The following is a 14,706-nucleotide window of genomic DNA, read 5'->3' on the forward strand; positions in this document are numbered from 1 at the left end:
TCATAGTCATCCCCCACGCGGCGCCGTTGGAGGTGCCGGTGTGGCAGCCGTGGTGTGATGGACAGCATGCGCATAGTCATCGCCGGGGCCTCCGGGCTGATCGGAACCCACATGTCCGCAACCTTCCGTGGGGCCGGCCACCAGGTGATTTCCCTGGTGCGGCGCGAAGCCTCCTCGGCGGCGGAAGTTCAGTGGAACCCGGCCGCCGGGGAACTGGACCCCAAGGCACTGGAAGGCGCTGACGCCGTCGTTAATCTTTCCGGTGCCGGTATTGGGGACAGGCCGTGGACGCGAAAACGTGTCGCGGAGCTCTTCAGCTCCCGGCTGGATCCCACCCGGACCCTTACCAACGCCATGCGCCGGCTGGATTCCCCGCCGCCGGTGTTTATCAGCCAGTCCGGCGCCAATTACTACGGTGATGCAGGCAATACCGTGCTTCGCGAAGATGCCCCGCAAGGTGCCGGAACCTTGGCCCGGATCTGTGGTGAGTGGGAGACCGCGGCGGCCGCCGCTCCCCCCGGTGTACGGGTAGTCACTCCGCGCACGGGGGTGGTGCTCAGCCGTAAGGGAGGAGCCCTGGGCAGGCTGCTGCCGCTGATCCGGCTCGGCTTGGGCGGCCCGCTGGGAAACGGCCGACAGTACTGGCCCTGGGTCACCCTGCCGGATGTTTCCGAGGCTTTCCTCTTCCTGCTGGAATCGGACGTCAGCGGACCGGTCAACCTGTGTGCGCCCGAGCAAACCGACGTGAACGCCCTGATTGCTGCTTTGGCCCGCGTCCTGCACCGCCCTGCAGCCCTGCGGGTGCCGGCTCCGGTGCTGCGGTTAGTCATGCGCGACCTGGCCGACGAGCTGCTGCTTGGCAGCCAGCGCCTGGAGCCCGCCCGCCTGTTGGCTGCCGGATTCGCCTGGCAGCAACCGACGCTCGCCGAGGCGGCTCAGTGGGTGGCCGGCAAGGACTAGGGGCTTCCCGTCGCGGGCAGGTCAAGGGCCCGGAAGGATTTCGCTGACCCGCCACTTGCCGTCAACTGACACGAGCACTACGCGCAGCCGCTGCTCCGCGCCGGCAGCCCCCACCGCGACAACGGCACCCTGGGCGTCCTTCTCCTCGTAGGCGGACGAGGCGGACGTTACGGCCATCACTGCACTGGCTGATGTTGCGCCTTCCTCTGCCTGCACCTGCGACAGGGCGGTGGAGAAACCCGCAAGGGTGTGGCCTGATGCCCGTAGGCGCTCGGCAATCCGCCGGTCTGCTGCTGCCGCACCTGAACCCGGCTGGTTCACTTCGTCCAGCAGTTCCAGCCTGCCGGAACTGAAGGCCAGGGACCTCAGCGAAGACAGTCCCTGGACTGCCACTCCGGGATCCAGTGAACCCGCCTGCAGCCGCGCGGCGTCGGCCGGGTCCTGCCGCTGCGACGCCTCGACAGGAGGCGTTTCCGGGTAGGCACCCGCGGTTCCGGCGCTTTGGCCGGCGGGCGGTGAATCCGGTCCTGCTGCTGTGAGCCCCGCGCCAACAAGCCACCACGCACACACCGCCGCGGAAACGGCTGCGGCGGCCACAGCGCCCCGCCGCAGCGGTCCCCTGCGTTCCGCCTGAGCGTGCCGGGCCCTGCCCCGGACCCTGGCAGGCCGGCTCTTCCCCGGGTTCAGCGCGGCCTGGTTGTTCCGCTGGTTCCGTGTGGGCTTGCCCTTCCGCTTGTCCAGCGCGGGCTTGCCTATTCCCTGGTCCCGCGCGATCTGGTCCTTCCGCTGGGCCCCGGAGGCCTGGCTGGGCGGGGCCTGGACTGTCGTGGACACGGTGGAGTTCGACGCCGGGAACGGCAGCTTCTGCGGGGCGGGGAACCAACCGGCCCACGTCGATGTTGCCAGCCGGCGCCGCAAGCCACCGAGCTTCTCGCGCAGTCTGCTGGGCGATGCCTGTGCGTGCAGTCGCGTCACCAGTTTAGGAAGGACTGTGGGATGGACTGCAGACGCGAGGTCAAGAGGCAGCGGCGAAGCGCTTCGGTAGATGGCGGTCCCTAATGCTGCTGCCGTGGGCCGGAGCCGCCGGTCTTCGGTAAGCCCGGACTCCAGGGCCGCGGCGAGTTCCCTGGGGACCTCCGGGACCAGGAGCGTCAGCGGCGGACGGTCCGCCGTGCGTTGCGGAGGAGCCCCCGTGAGGCAGAACCAGCCCAGGGCGGCAGCCGAATAGACGTCGCGTTCGGGTTGCAGGCCCGCCCTTACGGCGTCTACGGGTGCCGGGTCCATAAAACCAGGCGTGCCCCGGCCAGGAGCGGAAGCAGGATCGCCGAGCATCCGGGCGATGCCGACATCGGACAGCATCGGCTTCCCCTGGCCCGTAAACAGGACGTTGCCGGGCGAGACGTCGGCATGCGTGAACCCCTTGCTGTGCAGGTATCCGAGCACCTGTGCGATGGGCGTCAACACCGTAACCGTCTCACCGACGCTCAACCTGCCCCGTGCCGCCACCAGCCCACCGAGCGAGCCGGCGGGTGCGTAGTCCATGATCAGGCCGGCGGTACTGTCAGGCCCGTCTTCGACCCTCACGGCGCTATGGGCCTTAATGAGGTGGGGATGGTCCAGCACTGACAGGATGCGGATCTCGCGGCGGATCCCCTCTTCGGTCATCGCTTCCCCGCGTGCTGCCCGCCGTGCGGGCCGGCGGAGGCACTTCAGGGCAAACTCACGGCCAGTCCGTTCCTCCATGACCAACCAGACTGAAGAGCTGCCACCATGGCCGAGCAACCGCCCCACCGCATACCCGGGGACACCCGGGTCCTGCAATTTCTCCATAACCTATGTCTAGCCGAATCCGGAACCCCGTGCAGAAGTTATCCACAGGCAGGCGCCGGCCTGCTCCAAGGGCTTTTCCGGCCGATGGGGGCTGGCTCACTGCCCGGGGTGAGCTTCAGCACTAAACCAGGCCTGCGGCCTCCCAAGGTCTAAGCTGGATCCCATGACTCTTGAGTTTTCACAGCTGGGTCTTGCTCCGGACTTTGTGGACTACACCCGCGGTTGGGCCATTCAGAGCGAACTCCATGACGACGTCGTCGCCGGCAAGGCCCCCAGCACTGTCCTTCTCCTGGAACACGCGCCGGTCTACACGGCCGGCAAACGGACCGAGGACCATGAGCGGCCCTTTGACGGTACCCCCGTTGTCCCGGTGGACCGCGGCGGCAAACTCACCTGGCACGGCCCGGGCCAGCTGGTGGGGTACCCCATCATCAAGCTGAAGAACCGCGCCGGCATCCGTGATTATGTGGAACGCCTCGAGTCCGTGATCATCGCCGTCCTCGCCGACTATGGCATCGAGGCTGTCCGGATCAAAGGCCGTGCCGGGGTCTGGCTCACGGCAGACGAAAAAGGCCCGGACAGGAAGATCGCAGCCATCGGTATCCGCGTCCACGAAGGCGTCACCATGCACGGCTTCGCCATCAACTGCAACAACGATCTCACCCCGTACTCGCAGATCATCGCGTGCGGCATCACCGATGCGGGCGTGACCACCATCGCCCAGGAAACCGGTTATGACGTTGCCCCGGCCGACCTCGTTTCCCGGGTTATCGAAGAACTGCGCAAGAATGAAGACGCCCTGGTCGCTACCCCCGAAGGAGCTCTACTGTGACATTGGCACCTGAAGGCCGGAAGCTTTTGCGCGTTGAACAGCGTAACTCTGCTGTTCCGGTGGAGCGCAAGCCGGAGTGGATTAAGGCCAAGGTCCAGATGGGCCCGGAGTTCGTCCAGCTCAAGAACCTGGTGAAGAAGGAAGGCCTGCACACGGTCTGCGAAGAGGCCGGTTGTCCCAACATCTTCGAATGCTGGGAGGACAAGGAAGCCACGTTCCTGATCGGCGGGTCCGAGTGCACCCGGCGGTGTGATTTCTGCCAGATCGATACCGGCAAGCCCTCCCCGGTAGACATGTTCGAACCCACCAAGGTGGCCCGGTCCGTGCAGGCCATGCAGCTGCGCTACGCCACCGTCACCGGTGTGGCCCGCGACGACCTCGAGGACGAGGGCGTGTGGCTGTACGCCGAAACGGTCCGGAAGATCCATGAACTGAACCCCGGCACCGGGGTGGAGCTGCTGATCCCGGACTTCTCCGGCAAACCCGAGCACATCGCCGCGATCTGCGACTCCAAGCCCGAGGTGTTCGCGCACAACGTCGAGACCGTGCCGCGGATTTTCAAGCGGATCCGGCCGGCGTTCCGGTACGAGCGGTCCCTGGATGTGATCACGCAGGGCCGGAGCCTGGGCATGGTGACCAAGTCCAACCTGATCCTGGGCATGGGCGAAACCCGCGAGGAGATTTCCGAAGCGCTGCGGGACCTGCATGAGGCCGGGTGTGACCTGATCACCATTACCCAGTACCTGCGCCCGAGTGAGCGGCACCTGCCCGTGGACCGGTGGGTCAAGCCGCAGGAATTCGTGGACCTGCAGGACGAGGCCACCGAGCTGGGCTTCCTGGGCGTGATGTCCGGCCCGCTGGTCCGTTCCTCCTACCGCGCCGGCCGGCTCTGGGCCACCGCCATGCGGAAGAAAGGCCGGGACATCCCCGCCGAACTCGCCCACATCGCCGAGGGCATCCAGGACTCCGGGACCACCCGCCAGGAAGCCAGCTCACTGCTCGCCGCGCATTCCTGACACCAACCATCCCAGACGCCGAAAGACAACACCCCGAAGGGCCGGCACCGGAGAACTCCGGTGCCGGCCCTTCGGCTTTGGTCACGTAGAATTGAGGCACTATGGCGAAATCCCCTGATTCCAGCAATCCCACTCCTGCGGGCTCGAGCGCAGTGAAGCGCGGCCTCTTCTCCCGCAAGCCGAAAGAAGCGAAGGTCAAGAAGCCCAGCCGGCTCAAGCAGATCGGCGAGGTCTTTAACATGACCCGCCGCCACGACCCCATGGTCCCGTGGCTGATGCTGCTGGTTTTCCTCGGTGTTGTGGCCGTCAGCTTCCTGGTGGGCTTCTGGCTGGAGAACTGGATTACCGGCCTCATCATCGGCATCCCGCTGGGCCTGCTCGGTGCCACGCTGATCCTGTCGCGCCGCGCCGAGCGCGCCGCCTTCGCCCAGATCGAGAACCAGCCGGGCGCCTCCGGCGCCGCGCTGGGAACGCTCCGCCGCGGCTGGATCACCGAGGACCAGCCCGTTGCCGTCAACCCCCGCACGCAGGACGCCGTGTTCCGCGCCATTGGCCGTCCCGGCGTCGTGCTGGTCAGTGAAGGGCCCAGCCACCGCGTGAAGCCGTTGCTGGACGCAGAACGCAAGCGCCTTGCCCGGATCCTGCCCAACGTCACCGTCCACGTCATTGAAAGCGGACGCGGCGAGGGCCAGGTGCCCATCAGCCAGGTGGCAAAGAAAATGGGCAAAATGAAGAACGAACTGACCAAGCTCGAAGTCAATGCGGTCTCCAAGCGGATCGCTTCGCTGGGCACCCGGCTCCCCATTCCCAAGGGCATCGACCCCTACAAGGCCCGCCCCAACCGCGGACGCTAGGCCAAAAGCCCCGGTACCGGCTACCTGCCGGTACCGGGGCTTTTTAGTGCACCAATACTGCCAGGAGGACAGGACACCGTGAACCACAGCAATCTGACAGAGGACCAGCCGGACGTCCAGGTCAACGACGTCCAAGGCAACGAGGCCCAAGTCACAGAGGAACAGGCACGCCCGGGCAACGCCGCAACGCCCGTCAAAACCCTGGCGCTGCGCGCCTTCCGGATCTTCGCCATCGCTGAAGCCTTCAGCTGGGCCGCGCTACTGATCGGCATGTACTTCAAGTGGATTGCCGGCACCACAGAAATTGGCGTGCAGGTGGCCGGCCCCATCCACGGAGCCCTGTTCGTTGGCTACGGGATCACGGCGCTGGCACTTTGGCGGCTCCAGCGCTGGCCCTTTGTGGTGGCGCTTTTTGCCGGGATATCGGCGGTCTTCCCCTTCGCAACCCTCTGGTTCGAGCGCTGGGCCGGCAGGCGGGGACACCTTTCCACGGGCGGGTCGGAAGCTCCCAGGGAAACCAGCCGGGCCTGAAGCCCGCGGATCCTACCGGCGCAGCAGGAGCGTGTTCATCGCCTTGTCATGGAGGCCGCGATGGTCGGGATCGAAAATCACGGCAGGGATCACCAGGCACAGCAGCAGAGACCTCACCAAGGCAGCGAGCGGTCCCGGAGCTCCCCCGCCGGGCCGCACCACGTGGATGCCCATGGCACGGTGCCCGATGCTGTAGCCGAGCGTGCCTACCAGGAGGATCTGCTCGACGGCGAAAATGGCCAGGTTTGCCCAGGCGTCGCCGCCAAAAGCGAAGTTGCTGATCAAGAGCGCGATGCCCCAGTCGATCATGAGCGCAACAATCCGGCGGCCGGCCCGTGCGATGGAACCGGGCCCGGATTCCGGCAGGCCAAGCCGCTCACCCGGATACCTGGATATGCCGGAGGTGTCGGGGCCGGTGAGCCAGGAACCGAGGTCTTTGCGATCTACCACCGTCCAAGTTTACCCGCGTTCATCCGCCCACAGTGTGGATGCGGTTAGACCACACTGTGGACGGCCAGTAGCGTTGCCATATCAGGGCATTCTGTAACCTGCCCGAAACAATACGGACACGGACGGGAAATGCCCCATCCATAGGCTGTTAGCAGTTTCAAGCGAATCCCCCGGCAGGGTGCACATCAGCAGGGAAACCTTGTGGTCTCCCTGCCTTTGGATTGCGTTGGATCAGATGGCTGTCACGCCAGATATTTACATATGCGTTAGGAGCATAGATGTTCAAGACTGCGGACGAAGTCCTCAAGTTCATCAAGGACGAAGATATTAAGTTCGTCGATATCCGCTTCACCGATCTCCCGGGTGTCCAGCAGCACTTTAACGTCCCGGCCAAAAGCGTTGATGCCGACTTCTTCATCAACGGCCAGCTCTTCGACGGATCCTCCATCCGCGGCTTCCAGGGCATCGCCGAGTCCGACATGCAGCTGATCCCGGACGTCACCACCGCGTTCCTGGACACCTTCCGCATGGAAAAGACCCTCGCGCTGAACTTCTCCATCGTCAACCCCCGCACGGGCGATCCCTACCACCGCGACCCCCGCGGCGTGGCTGAGAAGGCCGAGGCCTACCTGGCCTCCACCGGCATCGCGGACACCGCATTCTTCGCTCCCGAAGCAGAGTTCTTCGTCTTCGACAACGTCCAGTACCAGTCCTCCCCGCAGGGCAGCTTCTACAAGATCGATTCCGAGGAAGCACACTGGAACACCGGCCGCGAGGAAGAAGGCGGAAACCTCGGTTACAAGACCCCCGTCAAGGGCGGTTACTTCCCGGTCTCCCCCACCGACAAGCAGGCCGACCTGCGCGACGCCATGTGCGTCGCCCTGGACGAAGCCGGCCTTGAGGTCGAGCGCAGCCACCACGAAGTTGGATCTGCCGGCCAGGCCGAGATCAACTACAAGTTCACCACCCTGACGCACGCTGCCGATGACCTGCAGAAGTTCAAGTACGTCATCAAGAACACCGCAGATGCCTGGGGCAAGTCCGTTACCTTCATGCCCAAGCCGGTCTTCGGTGACAACGGCTCCGGTATGCACTGCCACCAGTCGCTGTGGAACGGCGGCGAGCCGCTGTTCTACGACGAGAAGGGCTATGCCGGCCTGTCCGACACCGCCCGCTGGTACATCGGCGGCCTGCTCAAGCACGCCTCCGCCGTCCTGGCCTTCACCAACCCGACGGTGAACTCCTACCGCCGCCTGGTCAAGGGCTTCGAAGCCCCGGTCAACATGGTCTACTCGCAGGGCAACCGCTCCGCCGGTATCCGTATCCCCATCACGGGCACCAACCCCAAGGCCAAGCGCATCGAGTTCCGCGCACCGGACCCCTCCTCCAACCCGTACCTGGCATTCGCTGCCCAGCTGATGGCCGGCATCGACGGCATCCGCAACCGCATCGAGCCGCCGGCACCCATCGACAAGGACCTCTACGAGCTCCCCGCTGAAGAAGCCAAGGACATCCCCAAGGCTCCGGGCACGCTTGAGGAAGCATTGGAGGCCCTGGCCGAGGACAACGAGTTCCTGCAGGCCGGCGGTGTCTTCACCCAGGACCTGATCGACACCTGGATCGAGTACAAGTACGAATACGAGATCCGCCCGCTGTCGCTGCGTCCGAACCCCTACGAGTTCGAGCTCTACTACGGCGTCTAGTCATGTCATGCGGCTGATCGCGGGCATAGTCCGCCAATAATCCGCAAGGACCTTTTATACAGGAAAGGCCGGCTTCAAGGTTTCCCCCTTGAGGCCGGCCTGACTGCTTTCCGGATCCGCCATGAAATGCTGTGCGGTCCCCCCGCGCCGCGTCAACGGGCCGGCTGCGCTTCCTCTTCGCTGCCGGTAACAGATGGCTGTACGGCCACCCTGGTGAACCCCGTTGGCAGGTCGGCGTCACTTGACGCGAGGATGACAGTGGTGCGCTCCGCTACGTCCACGTCACTGATGTCCGCGTTGTAGAGGTCATCAGCCTCACGCTTCAACCCGGCGCCTTGTGCCTCGTCGAGGCGTTTGCCATCCATGGACCACTTGAAGTCGTAACTGAAGGTGGGTGCCCAGCTATGGAGGGCATCGGCGACACTGGTGAACGTGGCTTGCCGTCCTTCTGGACTGGAGGCGCTCACCATGTACAGATTCACTGGTGCCGTGCCGGTGCGGTTGTCCACGTCCGCCACGAGGTATGAAACGGGCGCTGCTCCGACCTTGACCCGGTAGGCCTCGATTGCCGCTACAGCAGGGTCCGTCACAGGTGCCGGCAGCGTAAAACTAATATGGGCGCCCGAGGCCGTAGTGAGCTCGTACAGTCCTGCCGGCAACGCCCCTGGCGCCACGGCGGATGATGGAGCCGCGCTTGGTCCAGCCTTGCCAGCCGCCGGGCCGCCTTGCACGGGCGCCGGCGCCGAACACGCTGCGAGCAATAAGACAACAGCCGGTGCGGCGGTCCTGATCTGCTTCATGGCTTCCCAAACTATGTTTGCAGCCCCCAGAGCTATCTATATGTAGCCCCCAGCATAGGGGCCCGGCGAACACTGTGGAAGTGCCGGGCGGGGCGGTATCCAGGGAACCAGGAGCAAATTCCCGTAGGTGGGAATCCGGCTCCAGACGTGCTGAGACCGGGAGCCGGATCCCCTGGCGAATGTCCCCCGAGACGAAGACTAAATGAAGCCTTCCCCCCAACAAGGTTTGAAGAACACTGCCAGTCCACATGATGTGCCAATCCGGGACCGAGTGCAACGCCGGGCTGTCCGGTTACGGCCGGCGGACCGCAGCAAACGCCCGGTACAGGGTTCGTTGGGGGCCTGAGGACCCGCCCAGGTACTGGCCGCGGTCCTCGAATCCGGCGCGGCGGTAGGCGGCCAGGCCCGCCGGATTGGCTTCGTTGACGGAGAGGACGACGCCGGCCTCCCCGGTCTGGTGCCGGCTGCTGAGTTTCTCCGCAGCCGCCGCAGCGGCAGCCGCCCCCCGCGGACCGTAACCTTTGCCCTGCTGCCGCCGGTCGATGAGGAAGCCGCGCAGCAGCCAGGCGGAATCGTCGTCGGGCCAGCCGGCAAGCCTGGCTGCCCCTGCCTGCAGCGTGAGCACCCCCACGGCCTGGCCATTGGCTTCAATCACGTACGGACGGCGCGACTCCTCAGCCAGGCCGGCCAGGGCCATCCGCAGCGGATCGCCAACAAACTTCTCCTGCCCGGGCAAGAGTTCGAGTCCGGCCACGGCCTCCAGCTGGATGGCCCGGGCGTCGTCGTCGATATCCCGGAGTGAAATCAGCCAGACGCCCCCACCCGTTCCGTTCAGGACTGTTGGCCGGCGGATTCGCCGCCCACGGTGGCTTCGGCGGGCGCTCCTGCCGGATCCATCCAGAAGACCTCCCAGAGGTGTCCGTCAGGGTCCTGGAAGCTGTGGTTGTACATAAAGCCGTAGTCGTGGGGATCCTCGGACGCAGAGCCGCCGTTGGCCAGTGCGGTGCGCACTGCCTCATCCACGGCTTTCCGGCTGTCCACGGAATAGGCGATGATCGCTTCCGCCGAGCCCGTGTTGTCCGCGACATCCTTCTTGGTAAAGGTCTTGAAATAGTTCTGCACCAGCAGCATCACGTACGCGTTCTCGTTGACCACCATGCAGGTGGCGTTCTCGTCCGTGAAGTCCGGGTTGAAGGTGAAGCCGAGGGAACTGAAGAAGTCCACTGAGCGCTTAAGATCCTGGACGGGCAGGTTAAGGAAGAGTTGGTTAGCCATGGGCTCAACGTAGCACCGGGCCCTGACAACTGTCAGCCGCGCGCTATGGGCGGTTCACGGTTACTGGCCGTAAAAGACCCGTTCGAAGACGGCACGGGCCCGCCGGCTGACCCGCAGGTAGTCCTCCTCCAGGGCCGCTGCATGGCCTGGTTCGTAGCCGCACCAGCGTGCCACGGCTTCCAGGTCGCGACGCGAGGACGGCAGCAGGTCCGAGGCCTTGCCGCTCCAGATGACGTTGGCGGACCTGATCCGGCTGGCCAAACGCCAGGCAGCCGCCAGGAGGTCGGCATCGTCGCGCGCCAGCAGGCCCAGTTGGGTTGCCTCCTGGAGCGCACCCACGGTTGAGGTGGTGCGCAACTGCGGGTGTTTGCCCGCATGCTGCAGCTGCAGCAGCTGGACCAGCCATTCGACGTCGCTGAGCCCGCCGCGGCCCAGCTTGAGGTGCCGGGCAGGATCCGCCCCCCGGGGCAGGCGTTCGGACTCCACCCGTGCTTTGATCCGCCTGATTTCGCGTACGTCCTGTTCGGTTACGGACTCCGGGTAGCGGATGGGATCGATGAGTTCGAGGAAGTCCGCAGCCAGGGTGTCGTCGCCGGCCATGGGCCTGGCACGCAGCAGGGCCTGGGCCTCCCAGATAAGGGACCAGCGGCGGTAGTACTCGGCGTAGGAATCAAGGGAGCGCACCATCGCTCCGTTCTTGCCCTCGGGGCGCAGGTCCGCGTCCACCTGAAGGACGCGTTCGGCCATGATGGCCGGCTTCAGCGGCTGGGTGAGGAGGCTTGAGACCTTGGCCACGATCCGCGAGGCCTGCTCCTGCGCTTCTTCCTCGGAGAAGCCCGGCAGCGCCCGGTGTACGTACATCACATCGGCGTCGGACCCGTAGCCGATCTCGCGCCCGCCCTGCCGGCCCATGGCAACCACCAGGACAGCGGTTTTCAGTGGCCCCTTGGCTGAGACGATTCCTTCGGCCACGCGCAGTGCGCCCAGCACCGCGGCCCTGTCGGTGTCCGCCAGTGCGGCTCCCACGCGATCCTGGTCCAGGAGTCCGGCGGAGTCGGCGATGGCGATCCGCAGCGTCTCGCGCCGCCGGATCAGCCGGATCAGCCGCATGGCACTTTCCGGATCAGCGTGGCGGGACATCTTGGAGGTGATCTCCTGCCACTGTGCCTCAAAGGTGACCGGCACCAGGTCCTTGTCATGGCCAAGCCAGGCCACTGATTCCGGGGACACTTCCAGCAGGTCGGCGATCAGCCGCGAGTTGGCCAGCACATGGCACAACCGCTCGGCGGCGGCCTTCGAGTCCCGGAGCATGCCCAGGTACCAGTGGGTGGTGCCCAGGGCTTCGCTGACCCGGCGGAAGGCGAGGAGGCCGCCGTCGGGATCCACACCTTCGGCCAGCCAGTCCAGGAGAATGGGCAGCAGCTGCCGCTGCAGTGCGGCCCGGCGGCTCACGCCGGCCGTGAGGGCCTCGATGTGGCGCATGGCACCTTTCGGGTCCCGGTAACCGAGGGCGGCGAGCCGGCCCTGGGCAGCTTCGGGCGTCAGCTTGGCGTCCTCGCTGCTGAGCTTGGCCGCCGTGTTGAGCAGGGGCCGGTAGAAGATCCGCTCATGGAGCTCACGCACCGAGCGCTTGGTCTTCTGCCAGGCAGCGAGCAGGGCGTCCGGGTGCGGGCGTTCACTGGAAAACGGGCCGAGCACCGCCTTGGCAAGTGCACGCAGTGCCGGTTCGCCCACCGGCATGAGGTGGGTCCTGCGCAGCTGGAAGAGCTGGATGCGGTGCTCCAGGAGCCGCAGGTACCGGTAGGCGTTGTCGAAGGCTGCCGCATCGGCACGCCCAATGTAGCCGCCCGCGGAGAGGGCGGCAATGGCGGACGTGGTGTCGCGCCGGCGGAGCGATTCATCGGATTTGCCGTGCACCAGCTGGAGCAGCTGGACGGTGAATTCAACGTCCCGCAGTCCGCCACGGCCCAGTTTGATCTGCCGCTGCTCCTCCGCAGGCGGGATGTGTTCGGTGACGCGGCGGCGCATCGCCTGGACTGATTCTACAAAGCCGTCGCGGCTGGCCGAGCTCCAGATCAGCGGCGTGATGGCCTCTTCATATTGTTGGCCAAGGGCTGCGTCACCGGCGATGGTGCGGGCCTTCAGCAGTGCCTGGAACTCCCAACTCTCCGCCCACCGCGCGTAGTACGTCTGGTGTGAGGCAAGGGTCCGGACCAGGGGCCCGGATTTACCCTCCGGCCGCAGGTTCGCGTCCACCTCCCAGAGCCCGGGTTCGCGGGCCACCGATGAGATTGCCCGGGAGATTCCGCTGGCCAGGGCCGTGCCGATGGTCGCAGCGGCAGCGTCGTCAAGGCTGCCCCGTTCCACCACATAGATAACATCGACGTCGGAAATATAGTTGAGCTCACGGGCCCCGCATTTGCCCATGCCAATAACAGCCAGGCCGACGTCGGCCACGTCCGCGGCGCTGAACTGGCCGGCAGCTTCGGCGCGCGAGACGGCGAGGGCGGCCTCAATGGCGGCGCCGGCGAGGTCGGCGAGCTCACCGCCCACCGACGGCATGAAGTCCAGCGGGTCCGCGGCGCACAGGTCCTTAACTGCCAGGTCCACAACGCCCCTGCGGTAGGCCGTCCGAAGGGCCGCATAGGCGTCGGTTCCGGTGGTTGCGGCCACCGGCCGCGCGGCCCGGGGATCGGCGCCCACGGACTGCAACAGGGTGGCGCGAAGCTCCTGCGGATCGGCCGGCAGCGGTTCAGGGCTGGGGCGCACTTCAAAGGCGGACAGGTGTTCGGGGTGTCGGATCAGGAACTCCCCCAGCGCCTCGGACGCTCCCAGGACGCGATACAGCGGCTCACTGGTCTCGGGGTCAGCGGCCGCAAGCTCCCGAAGGGCGGGATGCTTTTCGATCAGGCGGACCAGGGACTGCAGGGCTGTATCCGGGCTGGCGGACATTTGGAGCCCGGCAAAGAGCCTGTCTTCGTCCAGTCCTTCGAGCTCGCGGGCAGCGAGGAACCGCTCGCCCTTCTCGAGATCGCTGAAGCCGGCGGAGATCAGGCGCCGTGCGAGGCTCACCATCGCTCCCTAGAGGATGCCCAGGTTGCGCTGCAGTTCGTAGGGCGTGACCTGGAGGCGGTAGTCCTGCCACTCGGCGCGCTTGTTGCGCAGGAAGTGTTCGAAGACCTGCTCACCCAGGATCTGCGGCATCAGCTCCGAATCCTCCATGGACCTGATGGCGTCATGCAGGCTCGCGGGAAGGGGGTCATGGCCCATGGCGCGGCGTTCGGCCGAACTCAGCGACCAGACGTCGTCCTCGGCAGCGGCCGGCAGGTCGTAGCCCTCTTCGATGCCCTTGAGGCCGGCGCCCAGCAGGACGGCGTAGGCAAGGTAGGGGTTGGCTGCCGAATCGATGCCGCGGTATTCGATCCGCGCGGACTGGCCCTTGCCCGGCTTGTACAGCGGAACGCGGACCAGCGCGGAACGGTTGTTGTGTCCCCAGCTCAGGTAGCTCGGGGCCTCGCCGCCGCCCCAGAGGCGCTTGTAGGAGTTCACGAACTGGTTGGTGACGGCCGTGAATTCAGGGGCGTGCTTGAGGATGCCGGCAATGAACTGGCGGGCGGTCTTGGACAGCTGGAACTCCGCGCCGGCCTCGTAGAAGGCGTTGGTGTCGCCCTCGAACAAGGAGAAGTGCGTGTGCATGCCGGAGCCGGGGTGTGCGGTGAAGGGTTTGGGCATAAACGTGGCGTACGTTCCCTGCTGGAGCGCCACTTCCTTGATCACGGTGCGGAACGTCATGATGTTGTCCGCAGTCTGCAGCGCATCGGCGTACCGGAGGTCGATTTCGTTTTGGCCCGGTCCGGCCTCGTGGTGGCTGAACTCCACGGAGATTCCCACGGATTCCAGCATGGTCACGGCGGTCCGGCGGAAATCCTGCGCTACGCCGCCCGGTACGTGGTCAAAGTAGCCGCCCTCATCGACGGGCACGGGAGCCCCGTCCGGTCCCGGCTCCTGCGACTTGAGGAGGTAGAACTCGATCTCGGGGTGGGTGTAGCAGGTGAACCCCATGTCCGCCGCTTTGGCCAGGGTGCGCTTGAGGACGTTGCGGGGATCCGCGGCAGAGGGCTCGCCGTCAGGGGTGAGAATGTCGCAGAACATGCGCGAGGTCTGCTCGGTTTCGCCGCGCCACGGCAGGATCTGGAAGGTGGAGGGGTCCGGCTGCGCCAGCATGTCGGATTCGAAAACCCGGGCGAGCCCTTCAATGGCTGAACCATCGAAACCGAGGCCTTCCTCGAAGGCGCCCTCAACTTCGGCGGGCGCCAGGGCCACGGACTTGAGTGAACCCACGACGTCGGTGAACCACAGGCGCACGAAACGTACGTCGCGCTCTTCGATAGTGCGCAGGACAAACTCTTGCTGGCGGTCCATGATGGCCTCTTCTGTCGGTCAACGTCCATGCCC

The 14,706-nt window shown here is 65.8% G+C and carries 13 protein-coding genes; 6 read left to right on the forward strand and 7 right to left on the reverse strand.

Going from position 1 to position 14,706, the window contains the following annotated elements:
- Positions 1 to 66 precede the first annotated feature (66 nt).
- Entirely contained in the window at positions 67 to 960 is an 894-nt protein-coding gene (locus QF038_RS12445; protein WP_307610429.1) for a TIGR01777 family oxidoreductase, read from the forward strand.
- 21 nt (positions 961 to 981) lie between these two features.
- On the opposite strand, the gene QF038_RS12450 is transcribed toward QF038_RS12445, so the two are convergent.
- A complete protein-coding gene (locus tag QF038_RS12450) occupies positions 982 to 2,790 on the reverse strand; it encodes a serine/threonine-protein kinase (protein WP_307610430.1) in 1,809 nt (602 codons plus the stop codon).
- 163 nt (positions 2,791 to 2,953) lie between these two features.
- Between QF038_RS12450 and lipB the strand changes: the two genes are divergently transcribed.
- The 4 genes from lipB to QF038_RS12470 all read left to right on the forward strand — a co-directional run bounded on the left by lipB (position 2,954) and on the right by QF038_RS12470 (position 6,023).
- On the forward strand, positions 2,954 to 3,622 hold the full coding sequence (lipB, locus tag QF038_RS12455; RefSeq protein WP_307610431.1) for a lipoyl(octanoyl) transferase LipB: 669 nt from the start codon (positions 2,954 to 2,956) through the stop codon (positions 3,620 to 3,622).
- Positions 3,619 to 4,638, forward strand: a complete 1,020-nt coding sequence (lipA, locus tag QF038_RS12460) for a lipoyl synthase (protein ID WP_307610432.1) — start codon at positions 3,619 to 3,621, stop codon at positions 4,636 to 4,638. Before lipB ends, lipA begins: the two co-directional genes overlap by 4 nt.
- A 101-nt stretch (positions 4,639 to 4,739) precedes the next feature.
- Positions 4,740 to 5,492, forward strand: a complete 753-nt coding sequence (locus QF038_RS12465; protein WP_091421905.1) for a DUF4191 domain-containing protein — start codon at positions 4,740 to 4,742, stop codon at positions 5,490 to 5,492.
- Between the two features lie 201 nt (positions 5,493 to 5,693).
- Positions 5,694 to 6,023, forward strand: coding sequence for a DUF3817 domain-containing protein (locus tag QF038_RS12470; RefSeq protein WP_307613465.1), 330 nt, complete (start codon positions 5,694 to 5,696; stop codon positions 6,021 to 6,023).
- A 12-nt stretch (positions 6,024 to 6,035) separates the two neighbouring features.
- Here the strand turns inward: QF038_RS12470 and QF038_RS12475 are convergent, their stop codons facing one another.
- Positions 6,036 to 6,473, reverse strand: a complete 438-nt coding sequence (locus QF038_RS12475) for an RDD family protein (RefSeq protein ID WP_307610433.1) — start codon at positions 6,471 to 6,473, stop codon at positions 6,036 to 6,038.
- Between the two features lie 278 nt (positions 6,474 to 6,751).
- On the opposite strand from QF038_RS12475, the gene glnA (QF038_RS12480) reads away from it, so the two are divergent.
- Entirely contained in the window at positions 6,752 to 8,176 is a 1,425-nt protein-coding gene (glnA, locus tag QF038_RS12480) for a type I glutamate--ammonia ligase (protein ID WP_307610434.1), read from the forward strand.
- A 152-nt stretch (positions 8,177 to 8,328) separates the two neighbouring features.
- Here the strand turns inward: glnA (QF038_RS12480) and QF038_RS12485 are convergent, their stop codons facing one another.
- The 5 genes from QF038_RS12485 to glnA (QF038_RS12505) all read right to left on the reverse strand — a co-directional run bounded on the left by QF038_RS12485 (position 8,329) and on the right by glnA (QF038_RS12505) (position 14,673).
- Complete coding sequence (locus QF038_RS12485; RefSeq protein WP_307610435.1) at positions 8,329 to 8,766, reverse strand: hypothetical protein; 438 nt, start codon at positions 8,764 to 8,766, stop codon at positions 8,329 to 8,331.
- Between the two features lie 502 nt (positions 8,767 to 9,268).
- On the reverse strand, positions 9,269 to 9,829 hold the full coding sequence (locus QF038_RS12490; protein ID WP_373461641.1) for a GNAT family N-acetyltransferase: 561 nt from the start codon (positions 9,827 to 9,829) through the stop codon (positions 9,269 to 9,271).
- Positions 9,808 to 10,251 (reverse strand): VOC family protein, encoded by a 444-nt coding sequence (locus QF038_RS12495; protein WP_307610436.1) that lies wholly within the window; start codon positions 10,249 to 10,251, stop codon positions 9,808 to 9,810. The genes QF038_RS12490 and QF038_RS12495 overlap by 22 nt, the downstream gene beginning before the upstream one ends.
- A gap of 60 nt (positions 10,252 to 10,311) precedes the next feature.
- The gene (locus tag QF038_RS12500) at positions 10,312 to 13,323 is read right to left on the reverse strand and encodes a bifunctional [glutamine synthetase] adenylyltransferase/[glutamine synthetase]-adenylyl-L-tyrosine phosphorylase (protein ID WP_307610437.1); all 3,012 of its coding nucleotides are present in this window, start codon (positions 13,321 to 13,323) and stop codon (positions 10,312 to 10,314) included.
- Between the two features lie 9 nt (positions 13,324 to 13,332).
- Entirely contained in the window at positions 13,333 to 14,673 is a 1,341-nt protein-coding gene (gene glnA / locus QF038_RS12505; RefSeq protein ID WP_091421917.1) for a type I glutamate--ammonia ligase, read from the reverse strand.
- Positions 14,674 to 14,706 lie beyond the last annotated feature (33 nt).

This window comes from Pseudarthrobacter sp. W1I19 (assembly GCF_030817835.1).
Lineage (GTDB): Bacteria > Actinomycetota > Actinomycetes > Actinomycetales > Micrococcaceae > Arthrobacter.

What these genes read in the sequence shown, in the direction of transcription:
- QF038_RS12450 (WP_307610430.1), bottom strand. Translation starts at nt 2,790, where the DNA reads ATGGAGAAATTGCAGGACCCGGGTGTCCCCGGGTATGCGGTGGGGCGG.
- QF038_RS12495 (WP_307610436.1), bottom strand. Translation starts at nt 10,251, where the DNA reads ATGGCTAACCAACTCTTCCTTAACCTGCCCGTCCAGGATCTTAAGCGC.
- QF038_RS12465 (WP_091421905.1), top strand. Translation starts at nt 4,740, where the DNA reads ATGGCGAAATCCCCTGATTCCAGCAATCCCACTCCTGCGGGCTCGAGC.
- lipB (WP_307610431.1), top strand. Translation starts at nt 2,954, where the DNA reads ATGACTCTTGAGTTTTCACAGCTGGGTCTTGCTCCGGACTTTGTGGAC.
- glnA (WP_307610434.1), top strand. Translation starts at nt 6,752, where the DNA reads ATGTTCAAGACTGCGGACGAAGTCCTCAAGTTCATCAAGGACGAAGAT.
- QF038_RS12445 (WP_307610429.1), top strand. Translation starts at nt 67, where the DNA reads ATGCGCATAGTCATCGCCGGGGCCTCCGGGCTGATCGGAACCCACATG.
- glnA (WP_091421917.1), bottom strand. Translation starts at nt 14,673, where the DNA reads ATGGACCGCCAGCAAGAGTTTGTCCTGCGCACTATCGAAGAGCGCGAC.